At 68.7% G+C, this 22,832-nt stretch carries 26 protein-coding genes and 3 pseudogenes; 14 read left to right on the top strand and 15 right to left on the bottom strand.

Annotated features, from left to right (window positions below; all coding sequences use genetic code 11):
- Nucleotide 1 precedes the first annotated feature (1 nt).
- Nucleotides 2-748 carry an ABC transporter permease gene (locus tag OUO20_RS12760; RefSeq protein ID WP_268001882.1) on the top strand — a complete coding sequence of 249 codons (747 nt, stop codon included), beginning with the start codon at nt 2-4 and terminating at the stop codon, nt 746-748.
- Between the two features lie 41 nt (nt 749-789).
- Here the strand turns inward: OUO20_RS12760 and OUO20_RS12765 are convergent, their stop codons facing one another.
- Both OUO20_RS12765 and OUO20_RS12770 read right to left on the bottom strand, forming a co-directional pair.
- Entirely contained in the window at nt 790-2,151 is a 1,362-nt protein-coding gene (locus tag OUO20_RS12765; protein WP_268001883.1) for a phenylacetate--CoA ligase family protein, read from the bottom strand.
- A 38-nt stretch (nt 2,152-2,189) separates the two neighbouring features.
- Nucleotides 2,190-2,735 (bottom strand): YceI family protein, encoded by a 546-nt coding sequence (locus tag OUO20_RS12770; RefSeq protein WP_018768789.1) that lies wholly within the window; start codon nt 2,733-2,735, stop codon nt 2,190-2,192.
- A gap of 160 nt (nt 2,736-2,895) precedes the next feature.
- Between OUO20_RS12770 and OUO20_RS12775 the strand changes: the two genes are divergently transcribed.
- Together OUO20_RS12775 and OUO20_RS12780 are read left to right on the top strand one after the other, a co-directional pair.
- On the top strand, nt 2,896-3,309 hold the full coding sequence (locus tag OUO20_RS12775) for a hypothetical protein (RefSeq protein WP_268001884.1): 414 nt from the start codon (nt 2,896-2,898) through the stop codon (nt 3,307-3,309).
- A 41-nt stretch (nt 3,310-3,350) separates the two neighbouring features.
- A complete protein-coding gene (locus OUO20_RS12780) occupies nt 3,351-4,121 on the top strand; it encodes a CDP-alcohol phosphatidyltransferase family protein (protein ID WP_268001885.1) in 771 nt (256 codons plus the stop codon).
- Nucleotides 4,122-4,199: 78 nt separating this feature from the next.
- Here OUO20_RS12780 and OUO20_RS12785 read toward each other — a convergent pair whose 3' ends face one another.
- Nucleotides 4,200-4,604, bottom strand: coding sequence for a DUF302 domain-containing protein (locus OUO20_RS12785; RefSeq protein ID WP_134164063.1), 405 nt, complete (start codon nt 4,602-4,604; stop codon nt 4,200-4,202).
- A 45-nt stretch (nt 4,605-4,649) separates the two neighbouring features.
- Nucleotides 4,650-4,907 (bottom strand): metal-sensitive transcriptional regulator, encoded by a 258-nt coding sequence (locus OUO20_RS12790; RefSeq protein ID WP_018768793.1) that lies wholly within the window; start codon nt 4,905-4,907, stop codon nt 4,650-4,652.
- 124 nt (nt 4,908-5,031) lie between these two features.
- Here OUO20_RS12790 and OUO20_RS12795 point away from each other — a divergent pair, with 124 nt between their 5' ends.
- The 7 genes and pseudogenes from OUO20_RS12795 (at nt 5,032) to OUO20_RS12825 (ending at nt 10,309) form a co-directional block, all read left to right on the top strand.
- Entirely contained in the window at nt 5,032-5,649 is a 618-nt protein-coding gene (locus tag OUO20_RS12795) for a rhodanese-like domain-containing protein (RefSeq protein ID WP_134164064.1), read from the top strand.
- Nucleotides 5,646-6,404 carry a sulfite exporter TauE/SafE family protein gene (locus OUO20_RS12800; RefSeq protein WP_018768795.1) on the top strand — a complete coding sequence of 253 codons (759 nt, stop codon included), beginning with the start codon at nt 5,646-5,648 and terminating at the stop codon, nt 6,402-6,404. The genes OUO20_RS12795 and OUO20_RS12800 overlap by 4 nt, the downstream gene beginning before the upstream one ends.
- 20 nt (nt 6,405-6,424) lie before the next feature.
- Nucleotides 6,425-6,763 (top strand): annotated as a pseudogene (locus OUO20_RS12805) (rhodanese-like domain-containing protein); the annotation flags it as partial.
- Nucleotides 6,764-6,819: 56 nt separating this feature from the next.
- On the top strand, nt 6,820-7,116 hold the full coding sequence (locus OUO20_RS12810; RefSeq protein WP_018768797.1) for a rhodanese-like domain-containing protein: 297 nt from the start codon (nt 6,820-6,822) through the stop codon (nt 7,114-7,116).
- 1 nt (nt 7,117) lies between these two features.
- Nucleotides 7,118-7,386 (top strand): annotated as a pseudogene (locus OUO20_RS12815) (thioredoxin family protein); the annotation flags it as partial.
- A 104-nt stretch (nt 7,387-7,490) separates the two neighbouring features.
- Nucleotides 7,491-8,891 (top strand): MBL fold metallo-hydrolase, encoded by a 1,401-nt coding sequence (locus OUO20_RS12820; RefSeq protein WP_268001886.1) that lies wholly within the window; start codon nt 7,491-7,493, stop codon nt 8,889-8,891.
- Nucleotides 8,892-9,031: 140 nt separating this feature from the next.
- On the top strand, nt 9,032-10,309 hold the full coding sequence (locus OUO20_RS12825) for an MFS transporter (protein WP_018768800.1): 1,278 nt from the start codon (nt 9,032-9,034) through the stop codon (nt 10,307-10,309).
- A 9-nt stretch (nt 10,310-10,318) separates the two neighbouring features.
- Here OUO20_RS12825 and OUO20_RS12830 read toward each other — a convergent pair whose 3' ends face one another.
- The 11 genes and pseudogenes from OUO20_RS12830 to OUO20_RS12880 all read right to left on the bottom strand — a co-directional run bounded on the left by OUO20_RS12830 (nt 10,319) and on the right by OUO20_RS12880 (nt 20,255).
- Entirely contained in the window at nt 10,319-11,293 is a 975-nt protein-coding gene (locus tag OUO20_RS12830; RefSeq protein ID WP_018768801.1) for an alpha/beta fold hydrolase, read from the bottom strand.
- Entirely contained in the window at nt 11,290-11,532 is a 243-nt protein-coding gene (locus tag OUO20_RS12835) for an acyl carrier protein (RefSeq protein ID WP_018768802.1), read from the bottom strand. Before OUO20_RS12835 ends, OUO20_RS12830 begins: the two co-directional genes overlap by 4 nt.
- A gap of 28 nt (nt 11,533-11,560) precedes the next feature.
- Nucleotides 11,561-12,634 (bottom strand): dihydrolipoamide acetyltransferase family protein, encoded by a 1,074-nt coding sequence (locus tag OUO20_RS12840; RefSeq protein ID WP_326498094.1) that lies wholly within the window; start codon nt 12,632-12,634, stop codon nt 11,561-11,563.
- Nucleotides 12,583-12,945 carry a biotin/lipoyl-containing protein gene (locus tag OUO20_RS12845; protein ID WP_268001887.1) on the bottom strand — a complete coding sequence of 121 codons (363 nt, stop codon included), beginning with the start codon at nt 12,943-12,945 and terminating at the stop codon, nt 12,583-12,585. The genes OUO20_RS12840 and OUO20_RS12845 overlap by 52 nt, the downstream gene beginning before the upstream one ends.
- Nucleotides 12,938-13,930: an alpha-ketoacid dehydrogenase subunit beta gene (locus tag OUO20_RS12850; RefSeq protein WP_268001888.1), complete on the bottom strand. Its 993-nt coding sequence runs from the start codon at nt 13,928-13,930 to the stop codon at nt 12,938-12,940. Before OUO20_RS12850 ends, OUO20_RS12845 begins: the two co-directional genes overlap by 8 nt.
- Entirely contained in the window at nt 13,927-14,976 is a 1,050-nt protein-coding gene (pdhA, locus tag OUO20_RS12855; protein ID WP_268001889.1) for a pyruvate dehydrogenase (acetyl-transferring) E1 component subunit alpha, read from the bottom strand. The genes OUO20_RS12850 and pdhA overlap by 4 nt, the downstream gene beginning before the upstream one ends.
- On the bottom strand, nt 14,973-16,808 hold the full coding sequence (acsA, locus tag OUO20_RS12860) for an acetate--CoA ligase (protein ID WP_268003431.1): 1,836 nt from the start codon (nt 16,806-16,808) through the stop codon (nt 14,973-14,975). The genes pdhA and acsA overlap by 4 nt, the downstream gene beginning before the upstream one ends.
- A 52-nt stretch (nt 16,809-16,860) precedes the next feature.
- Nucleotides 16,861-18,194, bottom strand: a pseudogene (locus tag OUO20_RS12865) (erythromycin esterase family protein).
- Entirely contained in the window at nt 18,191-19,531 is a 1,341-nt protein-coding gene (locus OUO20_RS12870) for a phosphoribosyltransferase (RefSeq protein ID WP_018768808.1), read from the bottom strand. The pseudogene OUO20_RS12865 and the gene OUO20_RS12870 overlap by 4 nt, the downstream one beginning before the upstream one ends.
- Before the next feature lie 5 nt (nt 19,532-19,536).
- Nucleotides 19,537-19,884 (bottom strand): CU044_2847 family protein, encoded by a 348-nt coding sequence (locus OUO20_RS12875; RefSeq protein WP_018768809.1) that lies wholly within the window; start codon nt 19,882-19,884, stop codon nt 19,537-19,539.
- 14 nt (nt 19,885-19,898) lie between these two features.
- Nucleotides 19,899-20,255 (bottom strand): SPW repeat domain-containing protein, encoded by a 357-nt coding sequence (locus OUO20_RS12880; protein ID WP_144601347.1) that lies wholly within the window; start codon nt 20,253-20,255, stop codon nt 19,899-19,901.
- 197 nt (nt 20,256-20,452) lie between these two features.
- Here OUO20_RS12880 and OUO20_RS12885 point away from each other — a divergent pair, with 197 nt between their 5' ends.
- The 4 genes from OUO20_RS12885 to OUO20_RS12900 are packed head-to-tail and all read left to right on the top strand — an operon-like array spanning nt 20,453 to nt 22,773.
- Nucleotides 20,453-20,809 carry a PadR family transcriptional regulator gene (locus tag OUO20_RS12885; RefSeq protein WP_223992555.1) on the top strand — a complete coding sequence of 119 codons (357 nt, stop codon included), beginning with the start codon at nt 20,453-20,455 and terminating at the stop codon, nt 20,807-20,809.
- Nucleotides 20,806-21,171, top strand: a complete 366-nt coding sequence (locus tag OUO20_RS12890) for a DUF1048 domain-containing protein (RefSeq protein ID WP_268001891.1) — start codon at nt 20,806-20,808, stop codon at nt 21,169-21,171. Before OUO20_RS12885 ends, OUO20_RS12890 begins: the two co-directional genes overlap by 4 nt.
- A gap of 25 nt (nt 21,172-21,196) precedes the next feature.
- Nucleotides 21,197-22,012 carry an ABC transporter ATP-binding protein gene (locus OUO20_RS12895; RefSeq protein ID WP_268001892.1) on the top strand — a complete coding sequence of 272 codons (816 nt, stop codon included), beginning with the start codon at nt 21,197-21,199 and terminating at the stop codon, nt 22,010-22,012.
- Nucleotides 22,009-22,773 (top strand): ABC transporter permease, encoded by a 765-nt coding sequence (locus OUO20_RS12900; RefSeq protein WP_268001893.1) that lies wholly within the window; start codon nt 22,009-22,011, stop codon nt 22,771-22,773. Before OUO20_RS12895 ends, OUO20_RS12900 begins: the two co-directional genes overlap by 4 nt.
- Nucleotides 22,774-22,832: the final 59 nt, after the last annotated feature.

Below are 22,832 nucleotides of genomic sequence, written 5' to 3' on the forward strand. Positions count from 1 at the left end.
CATGCCCGCCCTTTCCGCCCTGCTGCCCACCCTGGTGGCCCTTGCCATCCTGGCGGCACTCACGGTGGGAATCCTCTGGGGCGCCCGGACGCCGTCGTACCTCTCCCCTGCCCTGGCCATCCTCCGCGGGACAGCCCAGCTCGTGGCCATCAGCCTGGTGCTGGGCGGCGTCATCAGCAACCCGCTGTGGGTGGGGGTGGCCCTGCTGGTCATGTTCACCGTAGCGTCCGTGACGGCAACACGAAGGCTCACCTGGTCCTGGCGTCGCTTCGCCCTGGTGGCGGTGACCATGGCTGCCGGCATCCTGGTGACGGTGGCCGTCGTGTTTGGAACGGGCGCCATCGAATTCGCGCCGCGGTACCTGCTGGCTGTGGGCGGGATCGTGATCGGCAACTCGATGACCATCGCCACCCTGGCCGGACGCCGTTTCTTCGAGGCCGTCCTGGAGCAGTGGGACCAGGTGGAGGGCTGGCTGGCGCTGGGGGCGACGCCCCGGCAGGCCACCCTGCTCCAGTCGCGGCAGGCAGTGCACTCGGCCCTGATCCCGTCCACGGACCAAACCAAGACCACCGGGCTGGTCACCCTTCCCGGCGCGTTCGTGGGCGCGATCTTCGGCGGCGCCTCGCCCCTGGAGGCCGGCCGGTTCCAGGTGGTGGTGCTGGCCTCGATCATGGCGGCCGGGTCCATCACCGCCGTCGCTCTGATCCGCTCGCTGGGCAACGTGAAGGTGCGGCCGGAACCGGTGTAGGCCGGGCGTCAACGGGCCGGTTGCCTCCGTCCGGGGGCACCTTAGGGCCGGTTTTTCCAGGCGCGCACGAATGGTGCTTTCCCCAGGGCGGTCCGTTCAAGCCGCTCCACCAGCCGGATGTCCACGGGCATGTGCGCCGCGCCGGCAGCCATAAGGGCGGCGGTCACCGCAGCCCGGACGCCTTCCTCGGATTGCCCGGGTGCGAGTCCGGCCAGCAGCACCCGCAGCCCGGACGGTTCCTGGATGACCTGCCAGCCTGCGACGGCCGCCTGGTCCAGGACCTGGTGGAAGACATTCGGGTGCACGTTGACGGTGCCGGTCCTGCCCGGCAGTTGCAGGACGTCCTCGATGCGCCCCTCGATATCCTCCATGACGGTGAAACTGCGTCCGCAGGGGCAGCCCCTGCCGCCGAGCCTTACGGTGTCCGACATCTCGTACCTGATCAGCGGCACGGTCCGGGAGAACAGGACGGTGACCAGGAGCTTGGACCCGGTTGTCCCCGCCGGGACGGGGTTGCCGGCCTGGTCCACGGGTTCGATGATGAGGAGGTCCTCGTAAACGTGGCGGTTCCGGTAGGTGCAGGGGGATGCGATCCCCGCCGTTTCGGTGGCGGCGTAGACGTCGAAAGGGGCGCTGCCCCACGCGGATTCCAGTTCCGCTGCGGCCTGGGCGCTGAGCACCTCGGAGGCTGACATCACCCCCTGCGGCGCGATGTGCAGCCGCCCTGCCAGCTGTTCCGCGGCCAGGGGTTTGAGCGCTGAGGCGTAACCGACGAGGACCCGGGGCTGGAACCGGTTGAGGGCGGCGACGTTCTCCTCCATGGGTGCGGTGACGTCCAGGCGAAGGGTGGGGACCACTCCGGAGCGCACCGATGCGCCGACGACGGCTGACTGGTGGGTGGGGACCCGCGAGCTGACCAGGGCCACCTTCAGCGGCCGGGTCAGCCCCAGGGTAAACCCTGCCCAGTCGTTCGCGCGGGCGTACGAGGCCAGGACGGTAGCCCACTCCGCGCGGTTCCAGACGAACGTTCCGCGCCGGCCGGTGGTCCCGGCTGTCGCCGCCGCCCACCAGCGGCCCTTCCATGGCAGTCCGGGGTCCCCACCGCTCTCGACGAGCGACCGCAGATGGCCTTCCACTTCCGCCAGCGTCAGGTCCGGGGTGGTGATGGCCTCATCGAAGTGCTCCATCAGGTCTGCTTTGGTCACGGGCGGCAGCCGGTCCAGCGGAGCGTCGTGCAGGCCGGCATGGTGGCGGCGGTAGAACTCCGAGCCGGCGTAGGCCGCCCGGCGCAGTTCCGTCAGGGCATGGTCCTGGTGTGCGGCGATCCGGGCGGCGTCCCAGCGGTCCCGTTTCCGCCACGCAGCCCGGAGGAACAGCACACGGGGGACCAGGCGGAGGTCCACGGCGGTTGCCTGACGTTTCCTTGCCGCGGTCCGGCCTGTCAGCCCTGCTTGACCAGAGCCGCCTCGAGGTTGATCTTGACCTTGTCGCTGACCAGCACGCCGCCGGCTTCCAGCGCGGCGTTCCAGGTGAGCCCGAACTCCTTGCGGCTGATTTCGGCTTCCGCGGAGAATCCTGCCCGCGTGGCGCCAAAGGGATCCACGGCGACGCCGGTGAACTCAACCTCAAGCTCCACCGGCCGGGTCACGCCCTTGATGGTCAGGTCCCCCGTCAGGGTGTATTCCTCCCCGTCCCCTTCGATGTGGGTGCCGCGGAACGTCATTTCGGGATACTTTTCGACGTCGAAGAAGTCCGCGCCCTTCACGTGTGCGTCACGGTTGGCGTCACCGGAGTCAAAACTTGCCGTGGACACCGTGGCATGCACCGAGGACTCCTCCAGGGACCGCCCCACCCTGGCTTCGGCGCTGGCCTGGGTAAAGCGGCCACGGACCTTGCTGATTCCGGCATGTCGGACGCTGAAGCCGATCTCGCTGTGGGACATGTCCAGGAGCCATGTTCCCGGCGTGAGTTCCTGGGGAAGGGTCATTGTCATTCTCCTTACTCGTAGGGCCGCAGGCTTCGCTGCCCGCTACAGGGGCAAGACTGCGGATGCCCCTAAATATTCCCCATAAAACCCGCAGATATAAGGGTCCGGGGTGAACCGGGAGGGAACTTCGGGCGTATACATAGACGTGGCTCTACGTTTATTGACCGCCCTGGCGCTGTTCATCGATGCCGGCGTCCATCTCTTCCTGGCCCCGGGCTACCAGGCCGCGCAGCCGGGCACCATCAGCCAGGGCACCCTGTTCCTGCTCGAAGCCGCGGCGGCCCTGGTGGCCGGCCTCTATGTCCTGGTCCGCGGCAGCCGCGCCGCCTATGCACTCGCCCTGGCGGTGGCACTGAGCGCCTTCGCCGCCGTCATGCTCTACAGATACGTGGACATCCCGGCCATAGGTCCGATTCCGGCAATGTACGATCCCGTATGGTTCTTCTCGAAAACCCTCAGCGCCGTCGCCGAAGGGGCGGGATCGCTGCTGGCCCTGGCGGGCCTGGTCCGTAGCGGCCGCGGGAGAAGGGCCGACGGCGGCACGGGGGTCCGTCCCGGGCGTCGCCGGCCGTGACGATCGCCGGAGCCGTTGCCAGCATGCGGGGGAGGTGGCAGATGGGCGCAGCCGGATGGGCGATGTCCAGGCACGCGATGCCTGACGCGGTGGCAACCCTGGCCGCCTACGCGCTCCCGGCCTTGTGGCTGTCATCCCTGTCCGCCTCCGGACCGGTCCTCCAAATGGCCGGCCTGTGTGCGGGTGCCCTGGTGACCGCGGCCGCCGTCGGCTCTGTCCTGCAGCGCATCCCGCGCTTTTCAACTCCGGCAGACCGCGTCACCCTGCTCCGTGCCGTCCTGGTGGCACTCTGCGCCGTGGTGGCCGTCCCGGAACTGTTCACCGGGCGCAGCAGTTTCCTGGTGCCGGTCCTGGGCGGCGTCGCCTTCCTGATGGACGGGCTGGACGGCGCCGTGGCGAGGCGGACCGGGACAGCGTCCCCGGCGGGAGCACGCTTCGATGCCGCCACCGACGCCGCGCTGGTGCTTGTGCTGTCCATCGCGGCCGCGGCGGTGGCGGGCCCGTGGACACTGGCGATCGGGGGCATGTACTACGTGTTCACGGCCGCCGCGTTCTTCAGGCCGCACCTGCGTGAGCCGCTGCCGCCCAGTGTTTCCCGCAAGGCCATCGGAGCCTTCCAACCGCTGGCGCTGCTGGTGGCGCTTCTCCCTGGTATCCCGTGGGCTGCCGCCTTCCCGGCGGTGGCGCTGGCGCTGCTCACGTATTCCTTCGCGCGCGATGTGGTCCAGCTGGAGACCCGCCACCGCTCCCGAGAGCTTCCCGCTGCCCACGCTCACTTTCGACACCCACATTCCCCGGCGCTGCCCGAATAGCCCGAGCGCTGGGGAATATGCGCGTCGCAGGTGTTCAAGCGCGTCGCCACAAGAAGTCTGGTGCGGACTTCGCCTGCCTCACCCCAGGCTGGCGAGGGCCTTCCGAAGGCGCGCGCCGGCGTCGTCCGCAACCTCTTTGACCGCGGCAGCGTCACTGAGCTGGACCATGGCCTGCGGGTCAATGGCCTCGACGGTGGTCTCGGTGGCATCGGCCTTACGCCGCACCACCACGTTGCAGGGCAGCAGCGCACCCATTTCCGGCTCGGCTGCGAGGGCACGGCTGGCAAGGGCCGGATTGCAGGCGCCCAGGATGACGTAATCCCCGACGGCGTCCGCGGCCTCGGCGCCCAGCTTGGCTTCGAAGGTGGACCGGACGTTGATTTCCGTCAGGATCCCGAAGCCCTGTGCCGCAAGGGCCTCGCGGGTGCGCTCCAGCGCTTCCGCCCAAGGCAGGGACACGGTGGTGGCCAGGGTGTACGTCATGGTGCTCCTCGGGATATTCGACGGTCCGCTGATATTGCAGGCTGATTAGGCCAGGGAGAGGAAGAGCTTCTCCAGGTCCTTCCGGTCCATGGTCTGGTCCTTCTGCGTGATGCACTGCTCCAGCCCGGTGGCAATGATGGCGAAGCCGGCGCGGTCGAGGGCTTTGGACACGGCGGCCAGCTGGGTGACCACGTCCTTGCAGTCCCGGCCTTCTTCAAGCATCCGGGTGACGGCGGCGAGCTGTCCCTGGGCGCGCTTGAGGCGGTTGATCACGGGCGTGAGTTCGGTTGGGTTCAGTTCCATAAGAAGGGTCTCCATTGATGGGGTGCTCCCGTCAACTGTATACCCCTCCGGGTGTTTTGACTACCCCCGGGGGTATCTGTGATACTCGGTGGGGTATCCAGCCCATCCCCTCCGAGAGGCATCAATGACTTCCCCTTCAAAAGCAACCGCCGTTACAGCGCTTGCCCCCGAAACCCTCCGGTCCTGGTTCACGGAGCACCAGGACCTCGTGGTCATCGACGTGCGCTCCGCCGCCGAATTCGGGTCCATGCACATCCGCGGCTCCTACAACGTGCCGCTGCCGCTGCTCTCGGAGCACACCGATGAGCTCGCCGCCCGGCTGGGTTCACGCGTGGTCCTGGTGTGCCAGTCCGGCGTCCGCGCCGAGCAGGCACGGCAGCGGATGGCCACCGTCGGCCTCGACACCGCCTACGTCCTCACCGGCGGCGTTCCGGGCTTCGCCGCCGCGGGCGGCGACGTGGTCAAGGGCAAGGACCGCTGGGACCTGGAGCGCCAGGTCCGCCTGGCCGCAGGCTCCCTGGTGATGCTGGGCCTGGTGGGCGGCAAGTTCGTCTCCCCCAAGGTCCGCATGCTTGCCGGCGCCATCGGAACCGGCCTGACGTTCTCGGCCGCAACCAACACCTGCGCCATGGGCAAGGCCCTTTCGGCCATGCCGTGGAACAAGGCCGCCAAGGAGCCCACCCGCGAAAGCGCCATCCTCCAGCTTCCCGTTCCGGCAGCAGAAGAGGACGCCGCGGCATGATTCCGGCCCTGGGCCTGGGGCTTGTCGTCGGCATCGTCCTGGGCGTCGTGGGCGGCGGCGGCTCCATCATCGCCGTTCCGGCCCTGGTGTACGGCGTGGGCATGAGCCCCGCCCAGGCGATTCCGACGTCGCTGCTGGTGGTGGGCGTATCCTCGCTCACGGCCCTGCTCCCCAGGATCCGGGAGGGCCTGAACTGGCCCGTGATCGCCCTGGTCGGCGGCGCCGGGATTCCGGCGGCCTGGGCCGGCGCGGCCGTGGGCAAGCTGCTGGACCCGAACCTCCTGATGCTGGCGTTCGCCGGAATCATGGTGGCCGCAGGCATCCGGATGCTGATGAAACCCCGTGAAACCGAAGGGTCCTGCAGCACGGGGCCGCACCGGGCGTTCCGCTCCTGCGCCCCGAAGGCCGTAGGCGTTGGCCTGCTCGTCGGGTTCCTCACCGGGCTGCTCGGCGTGGGCGGCGGCTTCCTCATCACCCCGGCGCTGACCATCTTCCTGGGCCTGCGCATGAAGCAGGCCGTCGGAACGTCACTGGCAATCATCGTGGTCAACTCCGCTGCCGGCTTCAGCGCCCACGCCGCCGGCTACACCGTCGACTGGGCCACCACCCTGGCGTTCGCGGTCCCGGCAATCCTGGGATCCGTCGTCGCCGCGCGGCTGGCCCGCCGCCTGCATGACAAGCACATCCGCATCTCATTCGCGGTACTCATCTTCGCCGTCGCGGCATGGGTCACCGCCGGCACGGTCACCGCCTGACCCACCAAGAGGAGAACACCATGGGACTCATCGATTCCCTCAAAAAAGCCTTCAGCAAGCCCTACAAGACGGTATCCGTGGCGCAGGCCAAGGAACTCCTGGGCTCGGGGGCCACCCTGATCGACGTCAGGTCAGCCCAGGAATGGCGGACCGGCCGGGCGCCGCAGGCCAAGCACGTCCCCCTGGACCGGCTGCAGGCCAGCACCGCCGGGATCCAGAAGACCCGCCCCGTGATCGCCGTCTGCGCCTCCGGAGTACGGTCCGCCTCAGCAGCACGCCTCCTGGCCGCCAAGGGGTACGACGCCTACTCGGTACGCGGCGGCATGGCCGCATGGCGCCACGCCGGCGAGCCCGTCCGCCAGGCAAGCAACACCACCCGGCAACCCAGCCGAAACCACTTCAAAGGAGAACCACCATGGCTGAAATCACCATCACCGAAACCGACCAGCGCCGCTCCACCGCCCGGATCCTTGACGTCCGCGAGGACTTCGAAGTCGCCGAAGGGATGATCCCCGGCGCATTGCACATCCCCATGGGCGAGCTGCAGGCCCGCTTGTCCGAACTGGACCCGGCCGTGCCCGTGATCGCCATTTGCCGCAGCGGCAACCGCAGTGCCGCCGTCGCTGAAGCCCTCAACGGCGTCGGCTACAAGGCGGACACCATGGCCGGCGGCATGACCGCGTGGACCCGCGCCGGACTCCCCACCACCTAGGCCCTGCCGCATGTTCGCCCCACCTACGGCGCCGCCGCCGAACGCCACCCGGACATCACCTTCGCCAAGGTGGACACCGAAGCCGAACAGGCCCTCGCCGCCGCAGCAAACATCACCTCCATCCCCACCCTGATGGCCTTCAAGGACAAGACCCTCGTCTTCTCCCAGCCTGGAGCACTCAACGCCACCGGCCTCGAGGAAGTCATCCAGGCCGTCAAGAACCTGGACATGGACAAACTACGCGCCGAAGCCGGCCACCAGCACGCCTGAGCCAACGGCGGCCACATCAGTTCCCCTCGTTGCGTTATACCCCGGGGGTATCTATACTTGATTCAGAACCCCTCCATCCCCTTTCACCCGAAGGAGAGCACCAGATGCTTATCGAACGCATTTACGACGAAGACCTGGCCCAAGCCAGCTACCTGATCGGCTGCCAGGCCAAGGGTGAAGCCATCGTGGTAGACGGCCGCCGCGACATCGCCGTCTACCAGGAACTCGCCGCGAAAAACGGCATGAAGATCGTGGCCGTCACCGAGACCCACATCCACGCCGACTACCTCTCCGGCACCCGCGAACTTGCCGCTGCCACCGGCGCCAGGATCTACGTCTCCGGCGAGGGCGGCCCGGACTGGCAGTACGAATTCGACGGCGAGCGGCTGTACGACGGCGACACCATCACCCTGGGCAACATCACCATCAAGGCGGTCCACACCCCGGGCCACACCCCGGAGCACCTGTCCTTCCTGGTGACCGACGGCGCGTTCAGCAACCAGCCCGGCTACCTGCTCTCAGGCGACTTCGTGTTCTCCGGCGACCTGGGCCGGCCTGACCTGCTGGACGAAGCAGCCGGCGGCGTGGACACCCGCTTCGTGGGCGCCAGGCAGCTCTTCGCCAGCCTGCGCGACAAGTTCCTGACCCTGCCGGATTACGTCCAGGTCCACCCCGCGCACGGCGCGGGCAGCGCCTGCGGCAAGGCCCTCGGCGCCATCCCGTCCTCCACCGTGGGCTACGAACGCCTCTACGCCTGGTGGGGCCCGTACCTCGCCGCCAATGACGAGCAGGGCTTCATCGATGAACTCCTGGACGGCCAGCCCGACGCCCACGCCTACTTCGGCCGCATGAAGCGCGAAAACCGCGTGGGGCCGGCCGTCATGGGCGAACGCGCTCCGCTGAAGGAACTGGACGCCGCCGTCGTGGCCAATGGCCTGGCGGAGGACACGCTGACCTTCATCGACACCCGTTCCAATGACGAAGTCCACCGCGGCACGGTGGCCCGGTCCCTGAACGTCCCCGCCGGGATGTCCGTGGCCAGCTACGGCGCCTGGGTGGTCAACCCGGAAACGGACAAGAACCCGCTGGTGCTCCTTGCCAAGGACCGGGACCAGGCCCAGGACATGTGGGACCATCTGGTCCGGGTGGGCATCGACAACGTGGCCGGCTACGTCACCGGCATGGACGGCCTGCCCACCTTCACTCCCAAGCTGATCCAGCCGGAGGAACTCGGGAAGTTCGACGCCGCGATGCTCCTGGACGTCCGCAACAAGACCGAGTACAAGGCCGGGCATGTCCCGGGCGCGTACCAGCTCAGCGGCGGCCGCCTCATGTGGCACCTGGATGAACTGCCGGCCGGCGTCACCATCGTGTCCTACTGCCAGTCGGGCGTCCGGAACTCCGTCGCCGCCAGCGCCCTGCGCCGGGCCGGGTACGACGTCGTCGAACTCGATGGCAGCTACGCCGCCTGGAACGCCTGGCAGAACAGCGTCCCCGCCGCCTAGCCACTCCACCCAAGACCACCCGGGCAGGACCCCCTCCTGCCCGGGTTCAGGTCCGGGCGCGTCCCCCGCGCGTCCGGACCCGGCCCGGGCGTGCCCCCGCACGCCCGGGCCACCTTACGTCCCCACGAACGGAGCACCCCATGCCGGGCAGGACCCTCCCCCGCCATGCCACCGGAACAGCCGGTGCCGTGCTGGGCCTGCGGCAGAACCTGGCGCAGTTCATGCTGCTGGTGGCTGTCAACGCGCTGGTGGGCGGCACCCTGGGCCAGGAACGCACCGTCCTGCCCCTGCTCGCATCCCGGACGTTCCATCTGGACCTGTACACGGGCGCGCTGACCTACATCCTGGCCTTCGGCCTGTCCAAGGCCGCGACGAACTACTTCGCCGGCACGCTCTCGGACAGGTACGGCCGGAAACCCGTCCTCGTGGCGGGCTGGCTGGTGGCAGTGCCCGTACCGCTGATGCTCATCTTCGCCCAGTCCTGGGGCTGGATCGTGGCGGCCAACGTGCTGCTGGGCATCAGCCAGGGCCTCACCTGGTCCACGGCCGTGATCATGAAGATGGACCTCGTCGGCCCCAGGCAGCGTGGCCTGGCCATGGGATTCAACGAGGCGGCGGGCTACCTGGGCGTGGCCGCCACCGCGCTGGCCACCGGCTACCTGGCAACTGCCTACGGCCTCCGCCCGGCCCCGTTCCTGCTGGGTGCCGCGTTCATTGCCCTGGGACTGGGCCTGACTGTCGTGGCTGTCCGGGAGACCCAACACCATGCCATGGCTGAGGCCTCACAACACGTCGGCGTCCACAGCAACGCCCATGCCGGCCTCTCCACGGGCCAGGTGTTTACCCTCACCAGCTTCAGGGACCGATCCCTTTCGGCAGCCAGCCAGGCCGGCCTGGTCAACAACCTCAACGACGGCCTGGCCTGGGGCCTCTTCCCCGTCCTGTTCGCCGGCGCAGGCCTGGACCTCGGCCAGATCGGCATCCTGGCGGCCGCGTACCCCGCCGCCTGGGGTGCCGCCCAGCTGGCCACCGGCGCCGCGTCGGACCGGTGGGGACGGAAATGGTTCATCGCGGCCGGCATGCTGGTGCAGGCCGTGGCACTGGGAGTGGTCGCATCAGCGCACAGCTTCGGGCCGTGGCTCGCCGCCGCCGTCGTGCTGGGCCTCGGTACCGCCATGGTCTACCCCACCCTGCTGGCCGCCATCGGAGACGTGGCCCACCCGGCCTGGCGGGCCCGCTCCGTGGGGGTCTACCGGCTGTGGCGCGACGGCGGATTCGCCGTCGGTGCCCTCCTCTCGGGTGTCCTCGCCGACTTCTACGGCATCCCCGCCGCGATCGCCGCCGTCGCGATCCTTACCGCAGCCTCCGGCGCCGTGGTTGCCGTCCGAATGCGGGGCAGCGACCACGCCACGGGATAAAGCCGGCCGTTAGCCGCCGGGGGCAACGAACCGCCGGATCTCCGCCGCCATCCGCCCGGACTGCGTCCAGTGGAGGTAATGACCGCCCTCAAGGGGCAGCACCTGGTGCCGCGTGATGTTCCTCAGCAGGTCTTCAGCCGCGGCCGTTTTAGTGGCTGTCCTGTCATTCTGTTCATCAGCGATGAAGGCCAGGACCGGAAGGTCTGCGGGGTATGTGACGCCGCGGAGCGCCGCAGCGTTGTTTGCGATGCGGGCCGTTTCATCGGCCACCGCGGAGTTGCCGAAGTTCCAGATCATCATGGTTCGCATCCGCTTCAGCTCTTCGTCGGAATAGGCGTTGCTGTCCGGATCGAAGAGGCCCGGCGCCACGGCGGCAACGTCGCGGACCAGCCCCGTTGCGGCCACCAGCTTCGCCCAGTTGATGCCGGGCTGCGGCTCCTCCACCGGATGGTCCCCCGGTTTGGGAATTGTCGCGTCGATGCCCACCACCGCTGAGACTTCCGGGCGGTAACGGTTGGCATAGTCCAGCAGGTAGAACCCGGCGATAGAGTGGCCGGCCAGGACATAGGGCTGCCGGACCTGGAGCTTTGACAGGACCTCATGGAGCTCGTTGCTGATGTTCTCATTGGTCCGCGCGCTGGCCTCCATGTCGCTGTAGCCATAGCCGAACCCTTCCACCACGATCACATCGAAGTCGCCGAGTTCGCGGATCAACGGGGTGAAGTCCAGGCCGGGCGCGGCGGTTCCCAGGCCGCTGAGCAGGATGAGAGGCGGGCCCTGATGTGCTGCCGCGTTTCCATTGCGGACCACATTCAACGATCCCCCGGCCACCGCCACCCGCTCACCGTAGCCGGGCATGGTTGCCTTCTCCTGCGCCTCCAGGGCCGCGTTGGCCATCGCCGAGACCAGGACCAGCCCCAGGACAACCAGCGCCGCGATCCCCAGGCGGCGGCCCCAACGGCGGCGCTTCTTCCGGGTATTCACCCGTGCCCTGCCAGGTACGTGACCAGGCCGTCCACGGTGGCTACCGCAGGGTAGTCGGCCTCCGGGATGTCCACTCCCGTGCTCTCCGCGATGACCTCCACCAGGCGGAGGAAATCCAGCGAGTCCAGTTCCAGGTCCTGGCGCAGCCTGGCGCTGCCCTCCAGGTCCTCGGGACCCACGTCGGGCGCCACTTTGCCGATGGCGGCCTCCACCGCCTGGCGCGCATCCTGTTCGTTCATGGCTCCTCCTCCGTCCGGCTCCCGCTGCTCACAACTTTTCCGGCGCCTGCAGCAGTTCGTCGATGCGGGCCAGGAAACGCCCGCCGCGCAGCCCGTCACTGACCCGGTGGTCCGCGGACAGGGTGGCGATGGCGGCGTGCCGGATGCCGAGCATCCCGTTGTGCGCCCACGGCTGCTCCAGCACCTTGCCGAAGCCCACCATGGCCACCTGCGGCGGGTAGATCACCCCGTACACGCTTTCCACGCCGAGGTCCCCGAGGTTGGTCACTGTGATGGTGGGATCGGCCATCTCCGCGCGCTGAAGCCGCCCCGCCCTGGCCCGGCCGACCAGGTCCCGCAGCTGGTCCATCAGCTGGTCCAGGCTGAGGGTGTCCGCGTGGTGCACCGCCGGGGCCACGATCCCGCCGTGCCGCAGGGCAACGGCGACGCCCAGGTGGACGGCACTGCTGGGATGGAACGCGCCCTTGGTGAAGAACCCGTTCATGTCCGGTTCTTCCTTCGCCGCCAGCGCGGTGGCCTTCAGCAGCAGGGCCGACGGCACCAGCCGCGATGACACGGGGCGCTGCTGGTTCGCCGCCTGCATCCACGCCATCGCCGCCGCCAGGTCCAGGGTGGTGGACAGGTAGTAGTGCGGAATTTCCTTCTTGGAGCGGGACATCAGCGCGCCGATGGCCTGCCGCAGGCTTTCCGCCTTGCCGCCGGCCGCCGTCGTCCGTTTCCGCCCGGGTGGCTCCTCCTCCGGGGTTCCGCGCGGCGCTTCGACGGTTGGGGCTTCCACCGGTTGGGCTTCCGACGGCGGTGCTGCCGCGGGCTTTTCCGCACCGGCTTCCTTAGCTGGCCGTCCCCGGGGCGGAACGGCGGCGAGCACGTCCTCCTCGGTGACCGCACCGCCCGGGCCCGTCCCCGTGACCGCGGACAGCTGGACGCCGAGTTCGGCGGCAAGCCGCCGTGCCAGCGGCGACGACCGGACCCGGTGCGTTTCGGGTGCTGTTGCCGGCTCCGGCGCCCGGGTGCTGGGCGCCGCAGCGGCGCGTTCGACGTCGGCCCTGGTCACCTCGCCGTCCGTGCCGCTGCCGCTGATGCGTCCGACGTCGACCCCCAGCGTGTGCGCAAGGTGCCGGACCGGGGTGCTGCCTTTGCCTCGCGGTCCGCGGGCGGGGCTGGCGGGAGTTCGGCGGGCGTGGCGGTGATCCGGGCGATTGGGGTGCCCACGTCCACGGTGTCGCCGATGTCCACCAGGAACTCGGCCAGCACGCCTTCCTGGAACGACTCGATGTCCATCACGGTCTTGTCGGTGTCCACGGCCGCCACCAGGTCACCCTTGTGGATGTAGTCCCCGGGCTTGACCAGCCATTCCACCACCTTGCCGTGTTCCATGTCCGCGCCCAGGGACGGCATCCGGAACTCAGCCACCGGCGCCCACGGCCCTTCGCGCGGCGGCCATGACCCGCTCCACGGACGGCAGCGCGGCCTGCTCCAGGTGCTTGGCGTACGGGACAGGGACCTCCAGGCTGCACACCCGCTCCACCGGCGCGTCCAGGTCGAAGAAGGCCTGCTCGGCGATCCTGGCCGCGATCTCGGCCGAGATGCTGCCGCTGCGCCAACCTTCGTCCACCACCACGGCGCGGTGCGTCTTTTCCACGCTGGCGAGGACGGTGTGCATGTCCAGCGGGCGGAGGGAGCGGAGGTCGATGACGTCGGCGTCGATCCCTTCCCCGGCCAGCTGACCGGCCGCGTCCAGCACCATGGGCAGGGTGCCGCCGTAGGTGATGAGCGTCAGGCCCTGCCCGCCGCCGTTCCCTTGCCGCAGGACCGCCGCCTTGTCGATGTCCACGGCGCCGGCATCGTCGTCGATCTCGCCGGCCATGTTGTACAGGGAACCGTGCTCGAAGATCAGCACCGGGTCCGGGTCCTGCAGCGCGGTCCAGAGCATACCGCGGGCGTCGGCCAGGGTGGCCGGGGCAAGGATGCGCAGCCCCGGAATGTGGGCGTACCAGCCCTCCAGGCTGTGCGAGTGCTGGGCCCCGAGCTGACGGCCGGCGCCGGTGGTCATCCGGATGACGATGGGCACGTTGAACTGGCCGCCGGACATGTGCAGCAGGGTGGCCGCGTTGTTGATGATCTGGTCCAGCGCCAGCAGGCTGAAGTTGACGGTCATGATCTCGACGACGGGCCGCATCCCGCCCAGCGCAGACCCGATCCCTGCCCCCACGAAGCCGGACTCGGACAGCGGGGTATCGCGGATCCGCTCCGGCCCGAATTCCTCCAGCAGCCCCAGGCTCACGGCGAAACTGCCGCCGTACCGGCCCACGTCCTCGCCCATGAGGAACACCCGTTCGTCCCGCTGCATGGCCTCGCGCAGCGCGGCACGCATGGCTTCCCGGTAGGTGGTTTTCATCCTTCCGCCCTGCCTTTCCCGGCCCCGTCGCCGGCACTGACATCGCCACTGTCACTCTCCGCCCGGTCGCTGTACACGAACCGCGCCAGTTCGGACACCGGTTCCGGCGTCCCGTTCTCGGCGAACCCGACGGCGGTGCTGATCTCCGCGTCCACGTCCGCCGTAAGTGCGACCCAGTCCTTCTCCGGCAGCCGTCCCGCCGCCCGCATGGCACCCTGCAGCAGGCTGATGGGGTCCCGTTCCATCCACTGCGCCACCTCGGCTTTCTCCCGGTACAGCTCCGGATCGAACATGGAGTGGGCGCGGAAGCGGTACGTGCGCAGTTCCAGGAAGTGCGGGCCGCCGCCGGACCGGACGGCGTCCACGGCACGCCTCGCTGCTTCCTCGACCGCGAGCACGTCCATGCCGTCCACGGCCCAGGCGGGGATCTCATACCCGGCGGCCTTGAGCGCGATGTCCGTCTGGGACTCGGAACGGCCCAGCGCGGTTCCCATGGCGTAAAGGTTGTTTTCGCAGCAGAACAGCACCGGCAGCTGCCACAGCGCTGCCAGGTTCATGCTTTCGTGGAACTCGCCTTCGGCCACCGCGCCTTCGCCGAAGAAGCAGACGGTGACCCGCTGGCGCCCGGACATCCGGTCCGCGAGCGCCAGGCCGACGGCAAGCGGCAGGCCCCCTGCCACGATCGCGTTTCCGCCGTAGAAGCGGGTGGCGGCGTCGAACAGGTGCATGGATCCGCCACGCCCGCGGCAGCATCCCTCGGCATGGCCGTACATTTCGGCCAGGATGGCTCCGGCGGAGACGCCGCGCAGGAGGGCGTGCCCGTGTTCGCGGTAGGTGGCCACCACGGCATCCTCGGGTGCCAGGGTTTCCATCACCCCGGCCGCCACGGCTTCCTCGCCGATGTAGACGTGCAGGAAGCCGCGGATCTTGGCGGCGCTGTACAGCTCGATGCATTTTTCCTCGAGCCGGCGCACCCGCAGCATCTGCCGCAGCAGGTGGAGGGCATGCTCCGCGTCCGGGACGGCCTGGTTCTTGAGGGTACTCACGGCTGGTCCTTCAGTGTCATGGCCGGTCCTGCCGGTGATTCGAGTGTTGAGGTGTCGCCTTCGGGCAGCCCCAGCTCGCGGGATTTGAGGAGCCGCCGCAGGATCTTGCCGCTGCGGGTCTTGGGCAGGGTGGCGGTGAAGTCGAGCAGCCGGGGTGCCACGGCGGCGCCCAGCCGTTTCCGTGCGAACCCGATGATGTCCAGCTGCAGCTCCTCCGTGGGCTCGTTGCCAGGCTTGAGCTCCACGAAGGCCTTGACCACTTCGCCGGCCACGGGGTCCGGCACGCCGATCACGCCCGCTTCGGCGACGGCCGGGTGCTCCATCAGGCAGCTTTCCACTTCGAAGGGCCCGATCAGGTGGCCGGAGGACTTGATCACGTCGTCGCCGCGGCCCACGAACCAGAAGTAGCCATCGCCGTCGCGCTTTGCCAGGTCCCCGGTGAGGTACCAGCCGCCCGCGAAGCACCGCCGGTACCGTTCCTCCTCGTTGAGGTAGCCGCGGAACATGGACGGCCAGCCGGGCCGCAGCGCCAGCTCCCCCATGGCGTCCGGCTCGGTAACCAGGACCGCCTGGCCGTCCCGGAGCACGGGCTTGCCGTCGGCGTCCCGGGCCACCAGGGCGGCCTCGATGCCGGGCAGTGGCCGGCCCATGGAGCCCGGACGGATGTCCATGGCGGGGTAGTTGGCGATCATGATCCCGCCCGTTTCGGTCTGCCACCAGTTGTCGTGCACCGGCAGGCCCAGCACGTCCTGGCCCCACACCACTGCCTCGGGGTTCAGCGGCTCCCCCACGCTGGCGATGAAGCGCAGGGCGGAGAGGACATGCCCGGCGGCTCGTTCCGCGCCTGCCTTCATGAGCATCCGCAGGGCCGTGGGGGCGGTGTACCAGACGGTGACGCGCTGCTCCGCGAGGATGCGGTACCAGCGGTCGGCGTCCAGCTCCTCCTCGTCCACGATGGCGGTGACCCCGTGCACCAGCGGCGCGATAATGCCGTAGGACGTGCCGGTCACCCAGCCGGGATCGGCGGTACACCAGTAGATGTCATCGGGGTGCAGGTCCAGCGCGTAGAGGCCGGTGGCATAGTGGGCCGCGACGGCGCCATGGACATGGATGGCGCCCTTGGGCGTGCCCGTGGTGCCGCTGGTGAAGTGCAGCAGGGCCATGTCCTCCGGCTGGGTGTCCGCGACCGCGTCGATTGGGTCAGCCCCAGCCAGGAGCCGGGCCAGGTCCAGGGTTCCCGGTTCGGGGCTGCCGTCCGCGTCCACCAGCAGGACGTGGCGGAGTTCGGGAAGGGTGTCCCGGAGCGGCGCAACCTTTTTGCGGTAGAGCGCTTTGGTGGTCACCAGTACCCGGCCGGCCCCCAGGTGCAGCCGCTGCCGGACAGGCTCGGGGCCAAAGGCGGAAAAGAGCGGGCAGAAGACGCTGCCGTTCTTGAAGGTGCCCAGCACGGCCACGTACAGCCCGGGGCTGCGGCCCAGGAGCGAGAAGACCCGCTCGCCCCGCCCCACCCCAAGGCTTCGAAGTACGGCGGCGAACCTGTTGGTCTGGTCCGCAAGGTCGCCGTAGCTCATGGACCGGGTGCCGCCGTCGGCCTGCACAAAGCGCAGGGCTTCCTTGCCGCCGCGGCCTTCCGCCACGTGGCGGTCAACGGCTTCGTAGGCAATGTTGAGGCCGCGGCCGCCGGGCAGCCCAGCCAGCGCCTGCCGTGCCTGGTCCCAGCTGAAGTCCCGCCGGGCGGCATCATAATCGGCCAAATTAGGCTGGACCGGGAAGGCTGCCACGTCCTTGGTGATGGCAGGCCAGCGCGTGGACCCCTCGGTTCCGGTGGCCATGGTGCTCCTCTGGTCCATCATGTTCCTTTGTTATGGGTGGAACCGCTGTGGGCTAGAACCCCGAGGGCTCGGTTTCGAGCTCCGGTTCGCCGGGCTGGTACTCGTGGTGCAGCGGCCGCAGGGCCTCGGTCCGCGGATGCCAGAACAGCGCGTCGTAACGGTCGCCCATCCGGGTGGGCACATAGTTGCCCCTCTCCCGGCGTGGGTTGTACACCACGCCGATGGCCCGGTGCCCGCGCCAGGACGTCAGCCACCGCCCGGCCCGTTCCGGCCCGAACACCAGCACCGACGGTTCGCCCAGCGCCTCGTGGAGGAGGTCCTCGTGGCTCCCGTGCACTGCGGCCGGAACATCCATGGTCCACTCCGGCGAACCCCAGGATTCGGCGGCCGTAACGGACCCGGAGTAGGACGCGAACCCGGCCAGCACCACCTGTCCCGGGTGGCGCTGGCGGACCAGCTGGCCGACGTTGACCATGCCGTCAAGCGCCATGTCCGTGGCCCGCGCGTCGCCGACGTGCGTGTTGTGCGCCCACACCAGCCCCTTGGATGCCGGCCCGTGGTGGGCGGCGATGCGTTCGATGGTGTCGCTCATGTGGTGGTCGCGGATGTTCCAGGACTGCTGGTCGCCGCGCACCATGGTCCGGTAATAGCGCTCGGCGTTGGTGGCCACGATGGCGTTCTGGATGGCGTCGAAGGCCGCCGGATCGTCCTGCATCCGGCCCAGCGTCCGCCGCCGGACTTCCGCCAGCAATGCCACCACGTCCGCTTCACAGGACTGCGGCACCAGCCGGTTGCTCATGGCATACCGCTGCGGGTCCTCCCGGAACGGGATAAAGCAGTGCCAGGCCTGCAGGGCGGACGGGAGGGCGTCGGCGGCGTTGGCCTCCAGCCAGGCGAAGATTTCCCGCAGCGAGTCCCACAGCGAATAGACGTCCAGGCCATAGAAGCCCGTCCGCTGGTGTTCGGGCAGGCGGAGGTTCCATTCGCGCAGCCAGGTGAGGAATTCGGCCACCTCGTGGTTGGCCCACATCCACGTGGGCCACCGTTCGAATCCGGCCAGCAGCCGGCGCGCGTCCATCTCCTGTCCGGATTCCCCCGGACCCAGCGGTTGATGCGCCAGCAGTCCGGCCAGTCGCCTTCCACACCGATCCAGGTGAAGCCGTACTCTTCGATCAGCCGGCGGCTCAGCAGCGCCCGCCAGTGGTAATACTCCTGGGTGCCGTGGGATGCCTCGCCCAGGCACACGAAACGGGCCGGGGCGGCGAGGCGGACCAGCGGTTCGAGGTCGTCGGCGGTGGCCAGCGGGTGGGCGAGGCTGCGGATTTGGGCTTCTTCCGCCGCCCGTTCCCCGCCGTGTTCATCCCGGTTGCCCTGGGCCGCCGTCATTCCCTGGCCTCCGGCCGGGCGCGCCCCACCGGGGACGGCAGGAGGTACTGCCGGAACCAGTCCGCGGCCAGGGTGGCCGCCATGGCCAGGGTGCCCGGTTCCTCGAACAGGTGGGTGGCCCCGGGAACGATCTCCAGCCGCGTGGGGGCATGCATCTGCGCCATGGCCTGGCGGTTGAGGGCCAGCACCTGGGTGTCCGCCCCGCCCACGATCAGCAGGGTGGGGGCCTTCACGGCGGGAAGCCGCGGCCCGGCAAGGTCCGGCCGGCCGCCCCTGGAGACAACGGCCTCAACCTGGGCGCCGGGCTCGGCTGCAGCCCACAGAGCGGCGCCGGCCCCGGTGCTTGCGCCGAAGTAGCCGATCCGGCCGGCGGATCCGTCGTGGCGCGCTTCCAGCCAATGGGTGGCGGACGAGAGGCGCTGGGCCAGCAGGGCGATATCGAACACGTTGGCCCGGTTGACTTCCTCCTGGGGTGTGAGCAGGTCAAGGAGCAGGGTGCCAAGGCCGGCCCCATGCAGGACGGAGGCCACGAAGCGGTTGCGCGGGCTGTGCCGGCTGCTGCCGCTGCCGTGGGCAAAGAGGACCGTGCCGTCACACCTGGCGGGCAGGTAGAGGCTGCCCCGCAGTGTCACCGTTCCCGCCGGAATCTCAACATTCTCTTCCAGGCTCCCGTCTTCCCCTTCCTCGGCGCGGTGGCGGGGCGGGGACGCGGCGGCGTCGAGCAGCTGCACCACCTCGCCATCCTCCGTGGGCGAGAAGTCGTGGTAGTAGTAGCCCACGGCCTGGAAGTTTTGGGGTGAAAGCAGGCAGACGACGTCGTCCGGTTCCTTGAGCTCCACGACGGCGCGGGCGGGGGCAACAGGAACGGCAAGGATGACTCTTGCCGCACCGAGTTGCCGGGCCACCTGGCAGGCCGCCCTGGCGGTGGAGCCGGTGGCGATGCCGTCATCCACGATGATGGCCGTGCGGCCGGTGAGGTCGATGCGCCGGCGCCCCTGGCGGAACCGCGCCACCCTGCTTTCCAGCAGGGCGCGTTCATGCCGTTCAACCTGCTGCAGGTCCTCCTGGGTCACCCGGGCCATGGAAATGGTGCGCGGATCCAGGACCCGGACATTTCCCTCCCCGATGGCTCCCATGGCCACCTCGGGCTGGAACGGAACCCCCAGTTTCCGCACCACGATCACATCCAGCGGCGCGTCCAGGGCCTTGGCTACCTCGAACGCCACCGGGACGCCGCCCCGGGGCAGTCCCAGCACCACAACGTCCTTTCCGCGCAGGGGGGCGAGCCGTTTACCCAGCCGCCGCCCGGCGTCGGACCTGTCATGAAACGCAACCATAGTCATCACCCGTTATGCGTGATTTCTTCCCCGGGCAGGGCTCCAGCCGCCGGGCTCCAGGACATTCGAAGGACAAAATGGGCGTCGGAACTGCTCTTTGCAATCACCGCCCCTGCGTCCCCCGCGAGCTTCACCCCGAACTCGATCTCTATTTGTTCGGGGGTGAGTTCCGCCATGGCCTCCAGTGCTGCGCGGGCGGCCGGGCGGACGCTGGCAAGAGCGTCTTCCAGCCGCCTGCCTGTGTCCAGGATCCCCTGTTCATTGCGGGCAGGATGGTCCACGCCGTAGCTGTCGTCCGCAGTCTCAACCAGCACTGTTCCGGAGCCCACTTCGTAACGCAGCACTTCAGTCATGGCGGATGCCTCCGCTAATGCGAGATGCGGAGATTGTGATGGGCTTCCGTGCTGGGCTTAATGGCCACCGCGGTGACCACCAGCGCTACTGCCCCGGCGATCCACGATGTCCATGCAGCGCCCGTCGCGCCCGTGTAGGACCCCACCCACGGCGAGAGGACCAGCGCAGCGGCCAGCACGGCCTGTGCCCATTCCATCGCCGGCATTCCCGGCATGGCCAGGTTGATGACGCCGCTGACCACCAGGAGCCCGCCGAAGAGGAGCATGAGCGTGGTGGACATGCTTTGCTGCCGCGTCCACAGGACCGCAATAGCGGTGAAGAGACCGGCGGCGACTGTTACGTAGTCCTGCCACCGATACCACTTTTTCACTGAACTTTCCTTTCTGTTGCGGGCGGCACGCCCTGTGCGTGTCCGCCCCGCAGGCCCCAGCTTCCCGCGGTTTAAGTCAACGCCCGGCAACAGCGGGGTGCTAGGGCAGAAAGACCTACGAGGCCCTTGCACTCCTGGTACTCAGTGATACTATCTACTGGTAGTCAGCATCACTAAGTAGTAATGAGGAGCCCCCAATGGGCAAGCAAATGACCGAGATGCTCAAGGGCACCCTGGAGGGCATCGTCCTTGCCATCCTCGCCGCGCAGCCCGCCTACGGGTACGAAATAACGGCCCGGCTGCGGGAGGAGGGCTTCGCCGACATTGTCGAGGGCACAGTGTACGCGCTGCTGGTCCGCTTAGAACAGCGCGGCCTCGTGGACGTCGCAAAGGTCCCATCCGAAAAGGGGCCACCCCGCAAGGTCTACACACTGAACACGGCAGGCAGCGCCTACCTGGACGAGTTCTGGAGCACCTGGAGCTTCATCGCCGAACGGATAGAGCACCTTCACCACAACAAGAACCAGCCACAGGAAAAAGGAGAACAACCATGACGCAGGGATGGATCGAGAAAGTCACCGGCCCGTTCGACGACAAGAAGCGCTGGCGCCAGTACAAGGCGCGCAAAGAGCAGCTGCCCGGCAGCTACCGCACCACCATTGACGCCCTTGAGCGCTATTTCACCTATGCCGGGGCCATCGTCAAGGGCGACGTCCTCATGCAAATGCTCGAAGACCTGGCGGACCTGGTGGAAGGGGCCGCCGCTGACGGTACGGCCATTCGGGACATCGTGGGGGACGATCCGGTGGAGTTCGCCGAAACCTTCATCAGCAACTACTCCGACGGCCAGTGGATCAGCAAGGAGCGGCAGCGCCTGACGGACTCCATCAACCGGGCCGCCGCCGACGGCGCCTGACCACCGCCAAGGGAAAGGACCGGCCATGACCCATGACCAGGCCCCGGCACCCGCCATCCGGGTACAGGGCATCGAAAAGTCGTTCAAGGGCCTGCGCGTTCTGCGGGGCGTCCACTTCGACGTGGCGCCGGGAAGCATTTTCGCGCTCCTGGGCTCCAACGGCGCCGGGAAGACCACGCTGGTGCGCATCCTGTCCACGCTGCTGCGGGCGGATGCGGGCACCGCATTGGTGAACGGGTACGACGCCGGCGCGGAGCCGGAGGGGGTGCGCGGCTCCATCAGCCTCACAGGCCAGTTCGCCGCGGTGGACGACGTGCTGACCGGCCGGGAGAACCTGGTGCTGATGGCCAGGCTGCGGCACCTGCGGAGCCCTGGGGAGATTGCCGGCCAGCTCCTTGCCAGGTTTTCCCTCACCGAGGCCGGGAACCGCAGGGTGTCCACCTACTCCGGCGGGATGCGCCGGAGACTGGACATCGCCATGAGCCTGGTTGGCAGCCCGCCGGTCATCATCCTGGACGAGCCCACCACCGGCCTGGACCCGCAGGCCCGCCTTGACGTCTGGCAGACCGTGCGCCAACTTGCTGCCCGCGGAACCACGGTGCTGCTCACCACACAGTACCTCGAGGAGGCCGAACACCTGGCCGACCGGATAGCCATCCTGCACCAGGGCACCATCATCAGGAACGGAACCCTGGCCGAACTCAAGCGGCTGCTTCCGGCCGCCACGGTGGAATACGTCGAGAAGCAGCCCTCGCTGGAGGACGTCTTCCTCGCCCTCGTCGGGGACCCGGCCAAGGACGGCTCCGAAAGCACCACCGGCGCACGAAAGGAACTGCCATGACAACCAATGTCCTTAGCGACACACGGGTCCTGGCCGGACGCTCGCTCCGCCATATCCTGCGCAGCCCGGACACCATCATCACCACCGCCGTCACACCGGTGGCCATGATGCTGTTGTTCGTCTACGTGTTCGGCGGTGCGATCAACACCGGCTCCGGCGGCCCGTACGTCAACTACCTGCTCCCCGGGATCCTGCTCATCACCGTCTCGTCCGGCGTCGCCTACACCGCCTACCGGTTGTTCCTGGACCTGCAGGGCGGCATATTCGAACGGTTCACCTCCATGCCGGTGGCCAGGGGCAGCGTCCTGTGGGCCCACGTGCTCACGTCACTGGCCGCCAACTTCGGGGCACTGGCCGCCGTGGTGGGCGTTGCCCTGCTGATGGGATTCCGCAGCGGAGCCTCCGTGGCCGCCTGGCTCGCCGTCGTCGGAATCCTCGCCCTCTTCACGCTGGCACTGACCTGGATCGCCGTGATCGCCGGGCTGCTGGCGAAAACCGTGGACGGGGCCAGCGGTTTCAGCTACCCGCTGATTTTCCTGCCGTTCATCAGCTCCGCTTTTGTTCCCACCGGTTCCATGCCCGGCCCGGTGGCCTGGTTCGCCGAGAACCAGCCGGTGACGTCCATCGTCGATGCCATCCGTGCCCTGCTGGCGCAGGAAGCCGTGGGCAGCGGCATTTGGACGGCCCTGGCCTGGCTGGCGGGACTTCTCGTGGCAGCCAGCGCAGTCGCCGCCGCCGTATACCGCCGAAAGTTCACCTGAACCCGGCACCGGCGGCAACCCGGAACCTGATTCACTGCCAACTCACAGCGATTGCCCCT

This window comes from Arthrobacter sp. FX8, from assembly GCF_026723805.1.
Lineage (GTDB): Bacteria > Actinomycetota > Actinomycetes > Actinomycetales > Micrococcaceae > Arthrobacter.

Bases quoted from the DNA above. Each gene is read 5' to 3' on its own strand.
- OUO20_RS12760 (WP_268001882.1), top strand. From the start codon at position 2: ATGCCCGCCCTTTCCGCCCTGCTGCCCACCCTGGTGGCCCTTGCCATC.
- OUO20_RS12770 (WP_018768789.1), bottom strand. From the start codon at position 2,735: ATGACCCTTCCCCAGGAACTCACGCCGGGAACATGGCTCCTGGACATG.
- OUO20_RS12780 (WP_268001885.1), top strand. From the start codon at position 3,351: ATGGGCGCAGCCGGATGGGCGATGTCCAGGCACGCGATGCCTGACGCG.
- OUO20_RS12785 (WP_134164063.1), bottom strand. From the start codon at position 4,604: ATGACGTACACCCTGGCCACCACCGTGTCCCTGCCTTGGGCGGAAGCG.
- OUO20_RS12790 (WP_018768793.1), bottom strand. From the start codon at position 4,907: ATGGAACTGAACCCAACCGAACTCACGCCCGTGATCAACCGCCTCAAG.
- OUO20_RS12795 (WP_134164064.1), top strand. From the start codon at position 5,032: ATGACTTCCCCTTCAAAAGCAACCGCCGTTACAGCGCTTGCCCCCGAA.
- OUO20_RS12800 (WP_018768795.1), top strand. From the start codon at position 5,646: ATGATTCCGGCCCTGGGCCTGGGGCTTGTCGTCGGCATCGTCCTGGGC.
- OUO20_RS12810 (WP_018768797.1), top strand. From the start codon at position 6,820: ATGGCTGAAATCACCATCACCGAAACCGACCAGCGCCGCTCCACCGCC.
- OUO20_RS12820 (WP_268001886.1), top strand. From the start codon at position 7,491: ATGCTTATCGAACGCATTTACGACGAAGACCTGGCCCAAGCCAGCTAC.
- OUO20_RS12825 (WP_018768800.1), top strand. From the start codon at position 9,032: ATGCCGGGCAGGACCCTCCCCCGCCATGCCACCGGAACAGCCGGTGCC.
- OUO20_RS12835 (WP_018768802.1), bottom strand. From the start codon at position 11,532: ATGAACGAACAGGATGCGCGCCAGGCGGTGGAGGCCGCCATCGGCAAA.
- OUO20_RS12850 (WP_268001888.1), bottom strand. From the start codon at position 13,930: ATGAAAACCACCTACCGGGAAGCCATGCGTGCCGCGCTGCGCGAGGCC.
- acsA (WP_268003431.1), bottom strand. From the start codon at position 16,808: ATGGCCACCGGAACCGAGGGGTCCACGCGCTGGCCTGCCATCACCAAG.
- OUO20_RS12870 (WP_018768808.1), bottom strand. From the start codon at position 19,531: ATGGTTGCGTTTCATGACAGGTCCGACGCCGGGCGGCGGCTGGGTAAA.
- OUO20_RS12875 (WP_018768809.1), bottom strand. From the start codon at position 19,884: ATGACTGAAGTGCTGCGTTACGAAGTGGGCTCCGGAACAGTGCTGGTT.
- OUO20_RS12885 (WP_223992555.1), top strand. From the start codon at position 20,453: ATGGGCAAGCAAATGACCGAGATGCTCAAGGGCACCCTGGAGGGCATC.
- OUO20_RS12890 (WP_268001891.1), top strand. From the start codon at position 20,806: ATGACGCAGGGATGGATCGAGAAAGTCACCGGCCCGTTCGACGACAAG.
- OUO20_RS12895 (WP_268001892.1), top strand. From the start codon at position 21,197: ATGACCCATGACCAGGCCCCGGCACCCGCCATCCGGGTACAGGGCATC.
- OUO20_RS12900 (WP_268001893.1), top strand. From the start codon at position 22,009: ATGACAACCAATGTCCTTAGCGACACACGGGTCCTGGCCGGACGCTCG.